This window comes from Murimonas intestini, assembly GCF_024622195.1.
In the GTDB taxonomy this organism is placed as follows: Bacteria; Bacillota; Clostridia; order Lachnospirales; family Lachnospiraceae; genus Murimonas; species Murimonas intestini.
The window spans coordinates 104,421-122,664 of the sequence record NZ_JANKBI010000019.1 but is presented as its reverse complement, the minus strand read 5'-3'; the positions used below and the strand labels follow the sequence as shown (position 1 = coordinate 122,664).

The following is an 18,244-nucleotide window of genomic DNA, read 5'->3' as shown; positions in this document are numbered from 1 at the left end:
TCCCAGGCTTATGCGGATGCACTGGATGAACAGGTGAACGGCCTTCTGTCATATCTGCACACTGAACTGGAGAGTGCAGATACCCGGGCAGGAGAGAGCGGAGATCAGTCAGAAGGGTATCTGGTAGAAAACAGGTTCCTGGAAGGGTATTCCAATATCAGCTATCAGCTGTATGACAGCTCAGGGGAGCAGATACTTTCTAATAACAGTCTTACAGAGGGCCAGCTGATGCAGCTGGGTAATTTTATTATCCTGGACTTCGGAAAGGGCACAGTTGATACAGACTATGTAAAGAACATGGATTTTCAGGGATATCCAGAGAGAGTGACAGAGTCTGCTTTAGCCGGAAAAAGGCTGGTGATAGGTGTTGACACTTCATTTCCTGTAAGGGACAGGCTGTCAGTTGCAAGAGATACATTTTTTGAGATCAGAGATTCATCTAATATAATGATGACCCTGGAAGCTTTTTTATATGCGGTACTGATACTGCTCTATGTCCATCTGGCCATCACCGCGGGGCAGAGAGAGAAAAAGGATAAAGTCATCCTGCGGCCTGAGGATTACATACCGCTTGAATTTTTGCTGCTGCTGGGGTGCATAGGAGTTGGACTGTTTTGGGTCCTGATGTATGAGCTTATAGAAAATGCGGGGGTGGACCGCTTTTCAGTCCTGACTGCAAGTATGCCGGCGCTGGTGATCCATACAAGTATTGTTGTGGTATATCTCAGCATTGTCAGGAGAGTAAAGGCGAAAGTGGAGTGGAAACACACACTTCTAAAGCAGTTCGCCGACAGGATCGCAAAAGCATCTGAGTTTAAAAATGTAGTGCTGCAGACCATACTGACTTTTGTGATATTCATGTCGGTCAATTACATCTGCATAGTTTACGGAAATTTGCCTGTCAAGATCATATTGGCCGGGGTGGATCTTCTTATGTGCGGGCAGCTGATCCGCTGGTCACTGCAGAGGATGGAGATGTACAACAGCATCAACATGATCAACAGGGGAGAGCTGGACAGGTACCACCTTGATATAACTCATTTCAGAAAGGGGTCAGAGAGGACCCTGGCAGAAGCCATTAATTCCATTGGAAATTCCTTCACCAAGATGCTGGATGAGAATACAAGGGCGGAGAGGATGAAAGCTGATCTGATAACAAATGTGTCGCACGATATTAAGACGCCGCTTACGTCTATTATAAATTATGTGGACCTGCTAAAGGGGCTGAAACTGGATAATGACGAGGCTGAAGAATATCTGAGAGTGCTGGATGAGAAATCCCAGAGACTTAAGACACTGGCGGAGGATCTTGTGGAAGCATCCCGCATCAGTTCAGGAAGCGTTAAAGTTGAACTTGAGACTATGGATTTCAGGGAACTGCTTCTGCAGGCGGGAGGGGAATTTGAAGGTCTGCTGAAAGAAAGAGAACTTGAACTCATCACAGATGTGCCGGAAGGGGCAGTGCTGGTGAAGGCGGACAGGAGGCATATGTGGCGTGTCGTGGAAAATCTGTTTTCCAATGCGGCTAAATATTCTATGCCGGGGACGCGGGTATACGCTGAGCTGTTTCCGGATGGAGATGCGGCAGTGTTTACTCTCAAGAATATATCCGAACAGCCGCTGAATATAAGGGCAGAGGAATTGATGGAACGTTTTATGCGTGCTGATTCCTCCAGGACAACAAAGGGGAACGGCCTGGGGCTCTCAATTGCAAAAGACCTGACAGTCCTCCAGGGAGGAGGATTTAATATTCTCCTGGACGGAGACCTGTTTAAAGCTGTCATCAGGTTTCCAATGGATGAAGGGTCGTCAGATACGGCCCTTAACTCGGAGGAACTGAGAGAGAATTTGTAAATGTGATAAATTCAGGGGGATGCTGCATCAGCAGCATCCCCCTGTCAGATAATATCATATTAAAAATTTTATGCGTGTGCCGGTGTCAAAGCGCCGTCAGGCTCATTTGCGCTCTCGGTTTCCTCTTCGTCATCATCGGAGGGGGCAGCAGTATCTTCCAGCGCCTGCTCATCAAGAGGTGATTCCTCAAGAGCGGCAACTCCCTCTTCCTCTTCATCATCATGAGGGATATATTTGTCAAAGATTTTTACAAAGAACTTGGCATTTATAAATGCGATCAATGAAAATCCGATCATTATCCATACGATAGCTCCGTATACCAGGACGATAGGGAGAAGAATAGTAGCTCCCAGCGGGATATATGTGATGAGCATCATCAGGATGGTGAACGGCAGGTGGCGGATTGACATCAAAATAGCATTTTTAAATGTATTTTTGAGAGTATTATCAAATTTGGAGAGCAGCGGGAAAATGTAAAGCATCACCATAAGGTAGATAAATGTGATCATTCCCAGTCCGTATTTGATTACCTGCATGAATCCTGAATCCAGATTCCTCATGATCATATAATCTGTGATCAGCACAATGCCGAGCACCAGCATGATCAGCCAGATCAGTATTCCCTGCTTCAGATTCTCCTTGAATGATTTGAGAAAGCTTCTAATAATGTATGACTCCTCATTGCGGGCCATCTTTAAAGTAACATAGTTCATTGCCGTCAGGGCAGGGCCGATTGTCACGATCGGTATACAGCAGATGATGAATATCACGTTCAAAATCATCAGATCGGCTACCTTCCCCATAAAGGTGAAGAACTTATTGTCCATATTAAATAGTCTGTCCATTGTAATACCCCTCTTTGGTTTTCTTTTCTAAAGAATTATTATAGCGGATATAGACTGAAAAAGCAAATAAATAAACTATAAAATAGAGGATTATATAAGAAAGATGGCAAACAGGAAATTATATGCAGGAATAAATTTGCAGATGTATGCAACAGAAGGGCGCAAAATAAACACTATATAACTGAAAGACATGCATGTCAGCAGTTTAAATCATCGATGATAAACGGGGGTGAGAGGATGGAACATGAAAGGGAGATAGCATCCAGGGCGGTAAAAGGAGACAGGGAGGCATTTGGGCGGCTGTATGAGCTGGTCTATAAGGACTTATACAGATTTGCCCTGTACATGCTGAAAAACTGCCAGGATGCCCAGGATATGGTGAGTGAGGCGGTGACAGATGCTTATGCGGGAATACAGGCTCTGAGGAATCCCGAAGTATTCCGGGCCTGGATATTTAAGATCCTTGCAAATAAATGCAGGAGAAAGCTGAAAGAGTACGCCGGAAGGACAGAAGAGCTACCGGGGGATCTGCCTGTATTCCCCAGAGATACTTCAGAGGATATGGATGTGAGAAATGCATTTTTAAGACTTACAGAGGAGGAGAGGCTGATTTTGTCACTCAGTCTGTTCGGAGGGTACAGCAGCAGGGAGATCGCAGAGACGCTGAACCTGAATGACAATACGGTGCGCTCAAAACAGAGCAGGGCATTGAAGAAGATGCAGAATGAACTGGAGGGCCGGAAAGGAGGAATCTGACATGGATGAAAATAAAGACAGGAAATTGGAAGCAGAAGATGAGAAGGAGCTGATGGAGAAGATCAGAAGATCTGCCGAAAAAGCGGAAATACCCCGGGAGCTGTCATGGGAAAATATGCAGAAGAAGCTGTGGGGGGAAGAGACAGACCAGGGAAAAGATGCTGAAAGCGCCGGAATATCTGCTGGGGGGACGCTAAAATCCCTGGATACGGATGAAAGGATAACAGGAAAGAGGGGGAAGCGGACCAGCAGATTATTTTATAAGTGGGGCGCCGCGGCTGCAGTACTGATACTTGTATTGGCAGGTGCGTGGCAGGTGAACAGGCTGGGACTCACTACCAGCAGCGGGCCGGATAAGCCTGAAGCTCTGATAACAGCGGAGAGTGAAAGTGAAGAAGCACAGGCGGCTGCGAAGGGAACGGATACAACAAAAAGTGCAGATACAGCAAAAGATGGAGGAAGTGAGGATCCGGCGGAAGAAGAGATTCCGGAAATTGATGGAATGGCGCCGGCAGGAAATTATGAAGAAGTATATGCTGCACTTGAGAAATACGAGAAAAGCCGCGAAAAGGAAAATATTGCGAGAGGGTATGATGCAGGTACAGGAGGCCCTGCAGAAGCAAACATGGAGGCAGGAGCAATAGAAGACAGTGCCCCCATGTACGGTGTAGAATCAGCAAAGTCCCAGCCGGCAGAAGAGGAGTCAGCCGGCGGATATTCCTCAACGAATGTTCAGGAACAGGGAGTGGATGAAGGAGATATTGTCAAGACTGACGGCAGATACCTGTATGTGCTTGACAACAGCGGTGCGGTCAGGATCATCAGTGCAGACAGAGGAGACATGAAGGAAATTGGAAGAATCGTGATACCGGATCTGGGAGAGACAGTTGAGGAAATGTATCTGGACAATGACAGGCTTTGCCTTGTGGCATCCGGATCATCCATGCTGGTAGATGAAAGGGAGGACGGAGCCTACACCTTCTCAGAGGATTCTTATGTGAATCTGTACACTTACAATATTGCGGACAAAAGCCTTCCAAAACTGGAAGGAATCGTAAAACAGGACGGATACTACCAGACATCGAGAAAGAATGGAGACTATATATATTTATTTACCAGGTTCATGCCGCAGATCATGCCGCTTATGGAGGACAGCAGCTATATACCCAGAGCAGGCAGCGAAGATATTCAGGCGGGAAGCATCTATCTGCCAAAATCTGTCCAGAATGAAGATTATCTGGTCATCTCAGGCATAGATATCAGATCACCGGGGGATGTAACAGATGCAAAGGCGCTGGTATCCTCGGCTGATAATTATTATGTGAGCACTGATAATATCTTTATCTGTATGAATGACTGGAAAAGCGGAGGACGGACCACACAGATTATCAAATTCCATTATGAGGAGGGAAAAATAATCCCGGCTGCTGCAGGTAGTGTGAACGGATATATCAATAATACATTCTCACTGAATGAATATAAGGGATACCTGCGGATAGTGACAACGTCATGGGAGGATACTTCGACAAATGCCCTGTATATTCTGGATGAGTCCATGAATATCTGTGCAAAGCTGGAGAATCTGGCTAAAGGAGAGACGATACAGTCAGCCAGATTTATGGGTGACATCGGATATTTCGTGACATATAAACAGGTAGACCCCCTCTTCTCAGTGGACCTGAAGGATCCAAGGAACCCGAAGATCCTGGGTGAACTGAAGGTCACAGGATTTTCCTCATACCTGCATTTTTACGGGGAAGATAAGCTGCTGGGCATCGGAACTGAAACAGATCCGCAGTCAGGTGAATGGCTGGGAGTTAAACTTTCTATGTTCGATACATCAGATCCGTCAAATGTCCTGGAAGAAGATAAATATGTAATGAAAAGATTCGATGACTGCCCCGGAATGTATAATTATAAGGCTGTCATGATAGACAGCGGGAAGAATCTGTTTGGGATCTCCTGCATAGGCAAAGACAGTGCCTACCTGGTGTTCTCTTACGATGAGGAACAGGGATTCATAAATGAATTTTCCTATTATTTTGACGGGGATGGGGAAGAATACTATGACAGCTACAGCAGAGCGTATGATTCACGGGGAATCTATATTGGGGATACTTTCTATCTTATCTATTCAGATGCCATAAGGGCGTATGATATGGAAAACGGATTCTCACAGATCTCCAAACTGGAAATTGATTAGGCATAGCCGTCAGACCGCTGCAGAACAGATGACGTACATCTGTTTTGCAGCGGTTATCTTTAGCGGGAAATAGTGTAATAGAAATGTAAAAATAAGGTGTAATAGCTTGCGCAGCAGGGAAGAATAAGCTATACTAAGGAAAGAAAAGATGATAGGACAAAGGAGTTCGAACAATGGAATTAGTGACAGTAAGGGAAATTTATCGTGACAGAGAAAAATATTTGAATAAAGAAATCAGTGTTGGCGGATGGGTAAGAAGCGTGCGTGATTCCAAGACGTTTGGTTTCTTAGTACTGCATGACGGCACATTTTTTGAAACACTGCAGGTTGTATATCATGACAAGATGGAAAACTTTACAGATATCTGTAAATTAAATGTAGGAGCTGCTGTTGTGGTAAAGGGTATTCTTGTACCGACACCCCAGGCAAAGCAGCCGTTTGAGATACAGGCAGAAGAGGTTGAGATTGAGGGAGCATCCGCATCCGACTATCCTCTGCAGAAAAAACGCCACAGCTTTGAATATCTGAGGACGATCTCACATCTGCGTCCAAGGACAAATACATTCCAGGCGGTATTCAGGGTGCGCTCTCTGATCGCCTATGCGATCCACCAGTTTTTTCAGGACAGGGATTTTGTGTATGTGCATACACCGCTTATTACAGGAAGTGACTGTGAGGGAGCTGGGGAGATGTTCCAGGTGACAACCATGGATCTGGCAGATATCCCAAAGACAGATGACGGAAAAGTGGATTTTTCCAAAGATTTCTTTGGGAAGGCTACGAACCTGACAGTCAGCGGACAGCTCAACGGAGAGACATTTGCCCAGGCATTCCGCAATATCTATACTTTTGGACCAACCTTCAGGGCAGAGAATTCAAACACAACACGCCACGCTGCAGAATTCTGGATGATTGAGCCGGAGATAGCATTTGCTGATCTTCAGGATGACATGATTCTTGCAGAAGCCATGCTGAAATACGTGATCCGTTATGTCCTCGAGCATGCGCCTGAGGAGATGGAGTTCTTTAATTCATTTGTGGACAAGGGGCTTCTGGACAGGCTGAATCATGTGCTTAATTCTGATTTTGCCCGTGTGTCATACACTGAGGCAGTAGAGATACTTGAAAAGAATAATGACAAATTTGATTATAAGGTTTCATGGGGATGCGACCTTCAGACAGAGCATGAGCGCTATCTGACAGAGCAGATCTACAAACGTCCCGTATTCGTGACTGATTATCCCAAGGAGATCAAGGCGTTCTACATGAAATTAAACGAAGACGGAAAAACCGTGGCAGCCATGGACTGCCTTGTCCCCGGCATCGGTGAGATCATCGGAGGAAGCCAGAGGGAGGATGACTACGGTATTCTTATGGGACGTATGGAAGAGCTGGGCCTTAAGCCTGAAGACTATGGCTTCTATCTGGATCTGCGCAAGTACGGTTCAACCAGGCATGCAGGGTTTGGCCTGGGATTTGAGCGCTGTGTGATGTATCTGACAGGCATGTCAAACATCCGTGACGTAGTACCATTCCCGAGGACAGTGGGGAACTGTGAGCTGTAGGAGAACAGGCGCGGCGGCATCCGGCCTGCAGAGGGACATGCAGGATGCCGTTATACAGGGGAAGTTCTGACCGCTGCCCGCTGGGATAAATAACAGCGGCGCACGGAAACAGGACAGTGATAATAATTAATAGGAGGAACACTCATAATGGGGAGCAGGATATTAATAGTAGACGATGAAAAAGAAATCGCAGATGTAGTAGAGCTTTATCTTAAAAATGAAAATTATGAAGTCATCAAGTGCTATAACGGTACGGATGCACTGAAATGCGTGGAGGAGAATACTCCGGACATGGCGCTTCTGGATGTGATGCTGCCAGATATTGACGGCTTCACCATATTGCAGAAAATAAGGGAGACATATACATTTCCTGTTATTATGCTCACAGCAAAGACAGAATACATGGATAAGATCAACGGACTTACCCTGGGAGCGGATGACTATATCGCAAAGCCTTTTAATCCGCTGGAGCTGATCGCAAGAGTTAAGGCCCAGCTGCGCAGGTTCACTAAGTATAATGAGGGCAGCAAGCCTCAGGAGGATGTGATTGACTTTGCTGGCCTTGTGCTGAACAGGAGCACGCATGAGTGCACATATAACGAGAAGGAGCTGACCCTGACACCGATAGAATTTGATATTCTCTGGATACTCTGTGAGAACAGGGGACAGGTTATCAGTTCAGAACAGCTTTTTGAACAGGTGTGGAAGGAGAAGTATTATAAGAACAGCAATAACACTGTCATGGTACACATCCGGCATCTGCGTGAAAAAATGAGCGGTCCGACGGGTAAGACAGACTTTATCAAGACAGTCTGGGGAGTGGGATACAAAGTTGAAAAATAATTACAGGAAATTAAAGACGGGCCTGCTGGTCAGGACACTGCTGATCTCACTTCTGGCTATGGGAGTGGGATATGCTCTGCTGAAAATCGTTATTGACGGTATCTTTCAGAAGAGCTTTCCGGCTTTGGTTATTAAGCTGCTCATGAAGTTCGGTATGGAACATGAGGCAGCCAACCAGCTGTACGGAAGAGTGTTCATGGACAACAAGGGCCTGTTTTTAGGTATTGGGTTTGTATTGCTGTTCCTGTTGTTCTTTTACATTGCGATCAGCAAGATGACAAGATACCTGGATGACATAGGAAAAGAGATTGAGAATATACTGAGCGATTCTGATGCCCCGGTAACTCTCGTTCCGGAGCTAAGGCCGCTGGCCGAGAGGCTGACTACGCTGAAGATGACACTTAAGAGGCGTGAAAATGCGGCGATTGAGAGCGAGCAGAGGAAAAATGACCTGGTGGTGTATCTGGCCCATGACCTGAAGACTCCACTGACGTCCGTGATCGCATATCTGACTATGCTGGACGAGCAGCCGGATATGGGAGCGGAGGAAAAGGCAAAATATATCCATATTTCTCTGGAAAAGGCCATAAGGCTGGGGGAACTTATAAGTGAGTTCTTTGAAATAACAAGGTTCAATCTGCAGGATATTGTTCTGGAGAGAGATGTCCTGGATGTATCCATGATGCTGGAGCAGCTGGCTGATGAGAGTTACGCTGTGTTAAGTGAGAAGGATCTCACATGTTCCATACAGACGGATGAAGGCCTTCTTGTGAACGGCGATCCTGATAAACTGGCAAGGGTCTTTGATAATCTGCTCAGAAATGCCATAGCCTACTGCTACAGGGGGACGAATATAGACATTCAGGCCCACGGCCATAATGGAAGCATTATAATCACATTCACAAATCAGGGAGATCCTATACCGCCCCAGAAACTGTCTTCTATTTTTGAAAAGTTTTACCGGGTGGACAATGCGCGTTCCAGCCAGACCGGGGGAGCCGGACTGGGACTTTCTATAGCAAAAGAGATCGTAGAGCTGCATGGAGGAATTATCAGGGCAGAGAGCGACAGAGGGGGAATCTGTTTCACGGTACAGCTGCCGCTGTATCAGAAGCTGGATCTGAAAAAGAAGGGAAAGGCTGCAGCAAAGTCAGCCGCTAAGAACGGAGTGAAAAATAATGACAAGGGAAAAACGGAATAACACGGGCAGAAACAGTAATGGATATGCCGGTCCCGGCCAGGGCCAGTACCAGCGCCCCAATACAGGTCCATATGAAGGCCAGTACAGGGGGCAGAATGCCGGCCCATACGAAGGCCGGTACAGGGAGCCGGAAGCCGGCCCATACCAAGGCCAGTACAGGAAGCCGGAAGCCGGCCCGTATGAGGGTCAGTACCGGGGCCAGAATACAGGTTCGTATGGGGGCCAGTACAGGGATCCCAATGCAGGTCCGTATGAGGGGCAGTACCAGGGCCAGAATGCCAGTCCATATGGGGGCCAGTACCAGGGGCCGGATGCCGGTCCAAGGCAGGGCCAGTACAGAGGACAAAATGCAGGGCCATATGGAACCCGGCCGCAGGGGCAGTATCCCGGAGGGAGCGGCCCGAATGGGAAAAAGCCGAAGAAGAAAAAGACAGCGGGGGATGTGATCCAGATCATTCTTCTTGTGGTGGCTATCGGGATATTTTGTTTTGCCGCCTTTAAGCTGGCAACTATATGGCTGGAATACAAGAAAGGCACGGATGAGTACAGCGCTCTGGAGGAATACCTGGGTGATGAGGCGAAGTCGGAGCCAAAACAGGCAGATCCGGATGCTTTAGAGACAGAAGGAGTAAATGAAGACGGGGAAGTCATTGCGGCCAGCCCTGTGGATTTTGACAGCCTCAGAAAGATCAATGATGAGATCATAGGATGGATCAAGGTGACAGCCCTTGATATCAGCTATCCTATCGCGCAGGCGGAGGACAATGAATATTATCTGCACAATACGTTCCAGAAAACATATAACTTCGCAGGCTGCATTTTTATGGACTACCTGAATAATAGTGATATGACGGACCCGAACACACTGATCTATGGACATAATATGAAAAACGGATCTATGTTTGGGAAACTGAAGAACTTTTATGAAGAAGGTGTGTATGAGAAGAGTCCCTATTTCTGGATATATACACCTGACAAGATATATAAATATGAGATCTTTTCATGCTCTGAGGTATATGCTGACAGTAAGACGTACCAGATGAATTTTGAGTCTGACGAGGATTTTCAGAAATATCTGAATGACGCGGTGGAGCGCTCTGTAGTTAAGAGTAAGACGGCAGTGACTAGTAAGGACAAGGTAGTTACCCTGTCGACCTGTACCGGAAATGATGCCACCAGATTTATAGTGCAGGGAAAATTGATTGAAACCTACGATTCTAAATAAAGTCTGATGATAAAGGCTGATGGGGAAAGGCAAAGGAGGATATTGTTATGGACAGTGTATCACGTCTGAGAGAAATGATTGAAGGCAGCAGCAATATTGTATTCTTCGGTGGGGCGGGAGTTTCCACGGAAAGCGGGATACCTGACTTTAGGAGCACTGACGGGCTGTATCACCAGCAGTATGATTATCCGCCTGAAACTATCTTAAGCCATACCTTTTTTATGAGGAACACAGAAGAGTTTTACAGGTTTTACAGGAATAAGATGCTTGTTCTGAACGCACAGCCAAATGCAGCCCATCAAAAGCTTGCGCAGCTGGAAGCAGAGGGCAAGCTGAAGGCTGTCATTACCCAGAATATTGACGGCCTTCACCAGAAGGCGGGCAGCAGGGAGGTTCTGGAGCTTCATGGGAGCGTCCACAGGAATTATTGCATGAAATGCCATAAATTTTATGATGCAGAGTATATGCTGGAATCACACGGTGTGCCAAAGTGTGAATGCGGGGGAACAATAAAGCCTGATGTGGTTCTCTATGAAGAGGGGCTGGACAATACGACACTTTCCAAGGCTGTACGTTACATATCTGAGGCTGATATGCTTATTATCGGAGGCACCTCACTTGTGGTATACCCGGCAGCAGGACTTGTGGATTATTATCAGGGGGACAAGCTGACAGTTATTAATAAGACTGTGACTCCCCAGGATAAGTATGCCAATCTTGTAGTTCAGGGAAGCATCGGGGAAATATTGGGGCAGATATAGGGAAAGATAGTTACGAAAGATCATATTTTTCAGTAAAGGAGCTGGGCTGGGAATGGAAAAGCTTAATTATGAAGTCGGAGATATAGTGAAGCTGAAAAAGCAGCATCCCTGCGGAAGCAGCGAGTGGAAAATCATGAGGGTCGGCGCTGATTTCAGGCTTCAGTGCCTGGGATGCGGACATCAGATCATGATAGCCAGGAAGCTGGTGGAAAAGAACACCAGAGGGCTGAGGAAGCCGGAGGATTAGTATATTAATAAGTTATTGTTTCTCCGTGACCAGTAACTTTATAACGTCCGATCTGCATATGAGTCAAAACGAGGGTTGACTTTTTGCAGATATATGGTGTAGTATATTGGCAGTAATTGATAAAAGGATATTAAGTGCCCACAAGGTGGGGTAATAGGGAATTAGGTGTAAATCCTAAGCGATCCGGTCACTGTAAATGGTGAGCAGAGGCATAAAATGTCATTGCATGAAAGTGTGAGAAGGCATGCTGCTGCGCATGAGCCATGAGCCAGGAAACCTGCTTAATATAAGGTTGGTATCTTCCGCAGAAAGTATCCACACCCAATAAAGAATATATGACAGCCGGCACAGGGGGCAGAAGGCGTGTATTTACACGCTGCATATACTGTGCTGCCAGCTGGAATAAATGAAATGTCTGCGGATCGTGCAGGCATTTTTTTATTCAGGGAAACTTTGTTCTTGTGAAATAAGACCTTCAGGGAGGATGTGCAGCTGCGGTGGTATATAAAAATCATTCAAAGGAGAAATGAAAAAATGAAGAAAAAAGCAGTAGCAATTGTAATGACGGGAATGATCTGCGGCCTGACAGCCTGGGGTGCAGGAAATGGAACAGTGGCGGAAGCGGCTGAAGGGACAACGGAAACTGTCACAGAAGTGCAGGAGACAGAAGCGGAGGATGAAAACGCCTCTAATTATCCTCTCACGATCAGTACGTTTAATTATGAGAAAGAACCTGTAGAGGAAACCTTTACTGAGGCGCCTAAAAAGGTTATTACTGCATGGCAGAATTCTGTGGAGACTATGCTGGCTCTGGAGCTTGAGGATAATATTATCTCTATCATCGGTGTCACTAAGGATGATATCACACCTTCCTTACAGGATGCTTATGCTAAAATCGAAGATAAAGAATTTAATGATTTCACAGACAGCAATGCAGCTATGAGCAAAGAAGCGGCAATCATGCTGGAGCCGGATTTTATTCTGGCATGGAAGTCCACCTTCTCTGAAAAATCACTGGGAGACGTGGATTACTGGCATAAGAATGGCGTTAATACATACATGGCGCTGAATTCAAATGATATCAGCGAAAAGAGGACAGTGGAGAATGAATACCAGGATATCCTGACAATTGGAAAGATCTTTAACGTGGAGGATAAAGCCCAGGCCATCGTTGATGAGATGGAAGCCGCTGTTGACAAAGTGACAGAGGCAGCTAAAGGCAAGGAAAAGAAGAAAGTGCTTGTGGTAGAATTCCTCGGTGATTCCATCAATGTATACGGTGATACAATGCTTGCAGGCGACATGGTGACAAAGATGGGCGGAGAGCTGGCGGACGCTGACGGACAGATCGGAAAAGAAGATCTTGTTGCACTCGATCCTGATGCTATCTTCGTGATACATATGGAAGGGTACGGAGAAGGCGCAGGTTCTGAGGCACTGAAGAATATCACAGAGGATCCTGCTTTCTCAAGCCTGAAGGCTGTAAAAGATAATCAGGTATTTCCTCTGAATTTAAGTGATGTGTACACAAGCGGCATCCGCACCATTGACGGACTGAATGCCATCGGTGAAGCATTATATCCGGAATTATACCAGGAGTAAAAAATGAAGAAGAAAGCATCTTATATTACCATATGTATCGTACTGCTTGCAGCGCTTGGGGTATCGCTGCTGGCAGCAGTCACTATAGGATCCTCCAGCCTGACTATAGAGCAGGTCTATGAGATCATCCTCTATAAGCTGTTCGGCATTGGAGACGGCACGGCCCTGGGGGCAGGGCCGGTACACGATGTGGTATGGTATATCAGAATGCCCAGGCTGATCCTGGCGCTGCTGGTGGGCATGGGACTTTCTGTCTGCGGTGTCATCATGCAGGCAATAGTTAAGAATCCTCTGGCAGACCCATATGTGCTGGGTATCTCTTCAGGTGCATCGCTTGGGGCTACCCTCTCTATTATGCTTGGAGTGGGGGTGGCGCTGGGGGCCAATGCAGTAGGCGGCATGGCTTTTCTGGGAGCCTTTGGTATTTCTGTGGCTGTGGTGGGACTGGCAAATGTAGGGGGCAGGGCCAATTCAGTCAAGCTGCTCCTTGCAGGTATGGCACTGAGCGCAGTATGTTCAGCTTTTTCAAATTTTATTGTGTATCTTGTAAATGACAAGGATAAGATTCAGACAGTTACTTACTGGATGATGGGGAGCCTGGCAGGTGCGAAATGGGAAAATATGGCGGTCATAGCCCCTGTCATACTGCTGGGGACTCTGTTTTTCTGGACCCAGCACAGGACTTTGAATCTCATGCTTCTGGGTGATGAGTCGGCAGTCACGCTGGGAACAGACCTTCACAGATGGAGGCAGCTGTATCTTCTTGTTTCCTCTGCCATGGTGGGATTTATTGTATACAGCTCAGGAATGATAGGTTTTGTGGGACTGATCATTCCCCATGTGGTGCGTATGATATCAGGAACAGATCATAAGAAGCTGATTCCTCTCAGCGCGCTGGTAGGATCTATTTTTCTCATATGGGCAGACGTGCTCTGCCGCGTTGTCATACATGGAGCGGAGCTGCCGATCGGTATACTGACCTCCATTATCGGAGCACCATGCTTTATTTATCTGATGGTCCGCAGACGGTACGGGTTTGGAGGGAATGAATGATGCAGATAAGAGCTGAAGATTTAAAAATGAACATAGGCGGGACAGAAATACTAAAGGGTGTGAGCATAGGTGCCGGTGACGGAGGTTTTATCGGCGTAATAGGACCGAACGGAAGCGGTAAGAGTACACTGCTTAAATGTATTTACAGAGTCCTGAATCCCACAAAAGGCGAGGTAAGCCTGAACGGCAAACCTCTTCATACGTATTCATTTAAGGAATCTGCCAGAGAGATGGCAGTTGTGGCACAGCACAATTATTATAATTTCGAATTTTCGGTCCGGGATGTGGTGCTGATGGGGCGTTCTCCCCATAAAAGAGCTATGGAACGTGACAATGCAGAAGATTTTAAGATTGTGGATGAAGCGTTAGAAAAGGTTGGAATGTTACCATTTAAGGACAGGAGTTTTTCTACATTGTCAGGGGGAGAACAGCAGAGGGTCATTCTTGCCCGTGCGCTGGCCCAGAAGACAAACTGCCTGATCTTGGATGAGCCGACCAACCATCTTGATATTAAATACCAGCTGCAGCTCATGGATATTGTGAAAGAGCTGAATCTGACTGTCATATCGGCTGTACATGATCTGAATATAGCCACTATGTACTGTGATAAGATATTTGTGGTAAAGGACGGGAACATTGTGGCATTCGGGTCCCCCGCAGATGTACTGACGAAAGAATTTATCAAAGAAATATATGAAGTTGATGCAGAACTGCTGACAGATAAAAACGGGCTGCTGCATATATTGTACAGTCCCGGACGCTATGCTTAGTAAATAAAAGAAAGGCAAGCAGATGAAGAAAATTGCGATGCTTAACTGCCTGAAGGCAAATGAGGTATGTACAGGGGCAGCCTGTATGAAGGCATTTAATGAAAAATCCCGGTCCTTTGAGAGGTACCGGGAAGAAGAGACAGTGGTTGCAGCATTTATGCGCTGCAATGGCTGCGATGCCCATCCTGGTGAGGATAAGGGCCTGCAGGAAAAATTAGACAGACTTGTAAAAGAGGGCGTGCAGGCGGTACATGCCGGTATCTGCACGAAGGACCGCCAGGGTGAGGAATGCCCGGTGATCACAGATATCCTCTCTGATATTGAAAGCAGAGGGATAGAGGTTATCAGAGGGACGCACTAGATAAAGTCCCGTCCGCAGCCTTTGCATGTAAAAGTAAAGGACTGGTTCAGCTCGCCGCAGTCAGGGCAGTACCAGCTGCCGTCTGGCAGGGGCTGTATTTTAATGAGATTTTTAACAACAGTGACCTCTCCTAATTCTTTAGCAGAATTTTCTATGGACATCATACCAAGGGGGGCAAGAGAGCTGCCCCTCATACCGGTTCCAGCCAGCGAGGAGGCCGCATTTTTCTTACCCAGAGAAATACTGGGCCTTTTAGGCAGTTTACTGCCGCAATACTGGCAATAGGCGGCGCCGTCAAAATTTTCTTTAGAACATGTCTTACATTTTTTCATACTCATTCCTCCCTGAAAAATGAAATATACAGTGAGCGGGACCTTTTGCTGAGATTAACTGTAAAGGTACCGGACAGTTACGAAACTTCTATATTAATTATAACAGAATTATTATTTATGTAAACAGGGACTGCAGAAAAAGGAAGAAAGGTATAAATGGAAAAAAAGCAGATAAATGCTTGAAAAATCTGGACAAGTGTGCTATCATAATGCTTCGTGATATATTTTAATTTATTCCTTGTTTCCTGCATGGACAGGAAGCCAGAGACCATAAGGAGGTGCGAATAGCATGAACAAGTACGAATTAGCAGTTATTGTCAACGCAAAAATCGAAGACGACGCAAGATTAGCGACCATCGAGAAAGTAAAGGAATACATCGCTCGTTTCGGTGGAACTATTACAAACGTTGATGAATGGGGTAAGAGAAAATTAGCTTACGAAATTCAGAAAATGAGAGAAGGATTTTATTACTTCATTCAGTTCGAATCTGATTCTACATGCCCGGCAGAGCTTGAAAGACGTGTCCGTATCATGGAAAATGTAATCAGATATTTATGCGTAAGACAGGACGCGTAAATAGAAAAGAGGAGAAAGTATGAACAAAGTCATTTTAATGGGGCGTTTGACCCGTGATCCTGAGATCCGTTACTCTGCGGGAGATAATTCTATGGCAGTTGCCAGATATACACTGGCGGTTGACAGAAGGTTCAAGCGGGACAACGATGCTACAGCAGACTTTATAGGCTGTGTGGCATTTGGAAAAAGCGCGGAATTTGCAGAGAAATATTTCCATCAGGGCCTTAAGGTTGTCATTACCGGACGTATTCAGACCGGAAGTTACACCAATAAGGAAGGTCAGAAAGTCTATACAACAGATGTTGTGGTTGAAGATCAGGAATTCGCAGAGAGCAAGGCAGCATCAGCGAACAATGATGGGGGATTTCAGCCGTCAGCACCAGCGAGGCCGACACCCAGCGCAGCTTCAAGCGCAGATGGCTTCATGAATATTCCTGACGGAATAGATGAAGAATTGCCGTTCAATTAGGCCGGGGGCCGGAATGGCTTATGAATAATTTAAAAGTTTAAACTAAAAAGGAGGTAATATAAATGGCTTACAATAAATCTGAGAGACCGGATTCTCCAATGAAGAGAAGAGGCGGACGCAGGAGAAAAAAAGTCTGTGTATTCTGTGGTAAAGAGAATAACGAGATCGATTACAAAGATGTAAATAAATTAAAAAGATATGTATCTGAGAGAGGAAAAATCCTTCCCCGCAGAATCACAGGAAACTGTGCAAAGCATCAGAGAGCTCTTACAGTAGCAATCAAGAGAGCACGCCATATAGCGCTGATGCCATACGTTCAGGACTAATTAAAAAGATGAGGCACTGCAGAACAGCTGATGTATCGGCTGCGCAGTGCCTTTTTTTATTTATCATGCTTTTCTTTTTTTCGCTTTTCTTCAGCTGCGGCTTTCAGTTCTTCATAAGCTTCCTTAAACTTCCTGGATGTGGCGGTGGGCTGGCCTTTCAGCAGATCACGGCGGAAGAAGCCCAGGTGTCTGTTTAAGTCAGAACGTTTTTCCCTCTGCTCATTATACTGGTCTTTTAAACGTTCCAGTTCCTCACGGAATTGGGACGTGTTTTTCTTTACAGATTCGTTCTGGGCAAGTCCTTCCAGGCGTTCACGCACATTCTCCAGGAGCTCGCCCAGAGATGAAGAGTTTATGGCAGATTTCTGGGTTTTGTCCGGAGCAAATCCCGGACCTGAGAATGCGGCAATAGCATCCAGTCGGGTTCTCATCTTCTCCAGCTCTTCCTTCGCACGTGTCATCTTCTCCAGCATATTTCTTATATCCAGAGCAGCCTTGAAGGATAGTATGAAATCACATGCTATAAATACTGATAAAACAATGGCCGCCGCGAGAGCAAAAGTATGATTAAGCGACAGGACAAGGCCCTCCACAGGGGAATGGATGATTTTTACAAGAGCAATAGAGAGCATTCCCCATGCGATGGACGTCCCCAGACAGATGTGTCCCTGGAAATTAAAAGGCTGTTTGCTGTAATCCCAGTATCTGACTTTGAACAGCGCCTCCATGCAGACGCCTGTAATGTATTCCAGCACAGTGGCCGCCAGTCCCCCAGCCAGGAAGATCAGCAGAATATTATTCCTGAATGGAATCGTGGCAAAAAGCATAATAACGGCGCCGCTTCCATACAATGGGAGAAAAGGGCCTCTCATGAAACCGCGGTTTACAAACTTTTTCTTTTTAACAGATACAAATGTGGATTCGATGCACCAGCCAATAAAACAATAGATATAGAAGAAAAGCAGCCAGTCAACAAGCGTGTATTGGTAAGTCATTTTTTGTCTCCTTTAAATGATTGTCTAAAGCATATATACTACTATACAACCAGTCAGTAAAAATGAAAATAGACAGTTTTGAGGTATTGTAACATTACTGTTCACACGTCACCGTCCCGCGAGGTGTTTTCGTGCGTATTTTGCACGAAAATCCCGAGGGCTGCAGCGCGAAACGGCGAATTTTGCCGTTTCTGTGCATCGCGGAGCGTGTTACTGGTCACGGAGTGAACAGTAACATTGTAACAGAGAGGTGCGGACA

Annotated in this window: 19 protein-coding genes and 1 riboswitch; of the genes, 16 read left to right on the top strand and 3 right to left on the bottom strand. The window is 46.0% G+C overall.

All coding sequences use genetic code 11. The features are described from left to right. A partial coding sequence (locus NSB28_RS21130; RefSeq protein WP_257517604.1) for a sensor histidine kinase occupies positions 1-1,854 on the top strand: 1,854 nt, incomplete at its 5' end. Between the two features lie 68 nt (positions 1,855-1,922). Here NSB28_RS21130 and NSB28_RS21125 read toward each other — a convergent pair. Further along, positions 1,923-2,699 (bottom strand): YesL family protein, encoded by a 777-nt coding sequence (locus NSB28_RS21125; protein ID WP_109625946.1) that lies wholly within the window; start codon positions 2,697-2,699, stop codon positions 1,923-1,925. 237 nt (positions 2,700-2,936) lie between these two features. On the opposite strand from NSB28_RS21125, the gene NSB28_RS21120 reads away from it, so the two are divergent. The 12 genes from NSB28_RS21120 (at position 2,937) to NSB28_RS21065 (ending at position 15,286) form a co-directional block, all read left to right on the top strand. Next, positions 2,937-3,455: an RNA polymerase sigma factor gene (locus NSB28_RS21120; RefSeq protein ID WP_109625945.1), complete on the top strand. Its 519-nt coding sequence runs from the start codon at positions 2,937-2,939 to the stop codon at positions 3,453-3,455. A gap of 1 nt (position 3,456) precedes the next feature. Then, positions 3,457-5,658, top strand: a complete 2,202-nt coding sequence (locus NSB28_RS21115) for a beta-propeller domain-containing protein (protein ID WP_257497764.1) — start codon at positions 3,457-3,459, stop codon at positions 5,656-5,658. Between the two features lie 173 nt (positions 5,659-5,831). Next, the gene (gene asnS, locus NSB28_RS21110; protein ID WP_109625943.1) at positions 5,832-7,223 is read left to right on the top strand and encodes an asparagine--tRNA ligase; all 1,392 of its coding nucleotides are present in this window, start codon (positions 5,832-5,834) and stop codon (positions 7,221-7,223) included. A 147-nt stretch (positions 7,224-7,370) separates the two neighbouring features. After that, positions 7,371-8,066 (top strand): VanR-ABDEGLN family response regulator transcription factor, encoded by a 696-nt coding sequence (vanR, locus tag NSB28_RS21105; protein ID WP_109625942.1) that lies wholly within the window; start codon positions 7,371-7,373, stop codon positions 8,064-8,066. Next, positions 8,056-9,267, top strand: coding sequence for a sensor histidine kinase (locus NSB28_RS21100; protein WP_187374430.1), 1,212 nt, complete (start codon positions 8,056-8,058; stop codon positions 9,265-9,267). The genes vanR and NSB28_RS21100 overlap by 11 nt, the downstream gene beginning before the upstream one ends. Then, entirely contained in the window at positions 9,245-10,492 is a 1,248-nt protein-coding gene (gene srtB, locus NSB28_RS21095; RefSeq protein ID WP_109625941.1) for a class B sortase, read from the top strand. The genes NSB28_RS21100 and srtB overlap by 23 nt, the downstream gene beginning before the upstream one ends. A gap of 47 nt (positions 10,493-10,539) precedes the next feature. After that, the gene (locus tag NSB28_RS21090; protein ID WP_109625940.1) at positions 10,540-11,253 is read left to right on the top strand and encodes an NAD-dependent protein deacylase; all 714 of its coding nucleotides are present in this window, start codon (positions 10,540-10,542) and stop codon (positions 11,251-11,253) included. Positions 11,254-11,305: 52 nt separating this feature from the next. Next, positions 11,306-11,500: a DUF951 domain-containing protein gene (locus NSB28_RS21085; protein ID WP_109625939.1), complete on the top strand. Its 195-nt coding sequence runs from the start codon at positions 11,306-11,308 to the stop codon at positions 11,498-11,500. Between the two features lie 115 nt (positions 11,501-11,615). Then, a riboswitch (cobalamin riboswitch) is annotated at positions 11,616-11,799 on the top strand. 235 nt (positions 11,800-12,034) lie between these two features. Then, positions 12,035-13,102: an ABC transporter substrate-binding protein gene (locus tag NSB28_RS21080; RefSeq protein WP_109625938.1), complete on the top strand. Its 1,068-nt coding sequence runs from the start codon at positions 12,035-12,037 to the stop codon at positions 13,100-13,102. 3 nt (positions 13,103-13,105) lie between these two features. Beyond that, entirely contained in the window at positions 13,106-14,155 is a 1,050-nt protein-coding gene (locus NSB28_RS21075; RefSeq protein ID WP_109625937.1) for a FecCD family ABC transporter permease, read from the top strand. Beyond that, the gene (locus NSB28_RS21070) at positions 14,152-14,925 is read left to right on the top strand and encodes an ABC transporter ATP-binding protein (RefSeq protein ID WP_330665416.1); all 774 of its coding nucleotides are present in this window, start codon (positions 14,152-14,154) and stop codon (positions 14,923-14,925) included. Before NSB28_RS21075 ends, NSB28_RS21070 begins: the two co-directional genes overlap by 4 nt. A 22-nt stretch (positions 14,926-14,947) precedes the next feature. After that, on the top strand, positions 14,948-15,286 hold the full coding sequence (locus NSB28_RS21065) for a CGGC domain-containing protein (RefSeq protein ID WP_109625936.1): 339 nt from the start codon (positions 14,948-14,950) through the stop codon (positions 15,284-15,286). On the opposite strand, the gene NSB28_RS21060 is transcribed toward NSB28_RS21065, so the two are convergent. Further along, positions 15,283-15,618, bottom strand: a complete 336-nt coding sequence (locus tag NSB28_RS21060; RefSeq protein ID WP_109625935.1) for a double zinc ribbon domain-containing protein — start codon at positions 15,616-15,618, stop codon at positions 15,283-15,285. The genes NSB28_RS21065 and NSB28_RS21060 overlap by 4 nt on opposite strands. Positions 15,619-15,907: 289 nt before the next feature. Here NSB28_RS21060 and rpsF point away from each other — a divergent pair, with 289 nt between their 5' ends. From rpsF to rpsR, 3 genes are all read left to right on the top strand, one after another. After that, entirely contained in the window at positions 15,908-16,195 is a 288-nt protein-coding gene (rpsF, locus tag NSB28_RS21055) for a 30S ribosomal protein S6 (RefSeq protein WP_109625934.1), read from the top strand. A 19-nt stretch (positions 16,196-16,214) separates the two neighbouring features. Then, entirely contained in the window at positions 16,215-16,664 is a 450-nt protein-coding gene (locus NSB28_RS21050; protein WP_109625933.1) for a single-stranded DNA-binding protein, read from the top strand. Positions 16,665-16,726: 62 nt separating this feature from the next. Next, positions 16,727-16,990 carry a 30S ribosomal protein S18 gene (gene rpsR, locus NSB28_RS21045; RefSeq protein ID WP_022119136.1) on the top strand — a complete coding sequence of 88 codons (264 nt, stop codon included), beginning with the start codon at positions 16,727-16,729 and terminating at the stop codon, positions 16,988-16,990. 56 nt (positions 16,991-17,046) lie between these two features. Here rpsR and NSB28_RS21040 read toward each other — a convergent pair whose 3' ends face one another. Next, the gene (locus tag NSB28_RS21040) at positions 17,047-17,985 is read right to left on the bottom strand and encodes a putative ABC transporter permease (protein WP_109625932.1); all 939 of its coding nucleotides are present in this window, start codon (positions 17,983-17,985) and stop codon (positions 17,047-17,049) included. Positions 17,986-18,244 lie beyond the last annotated feature (259 nt).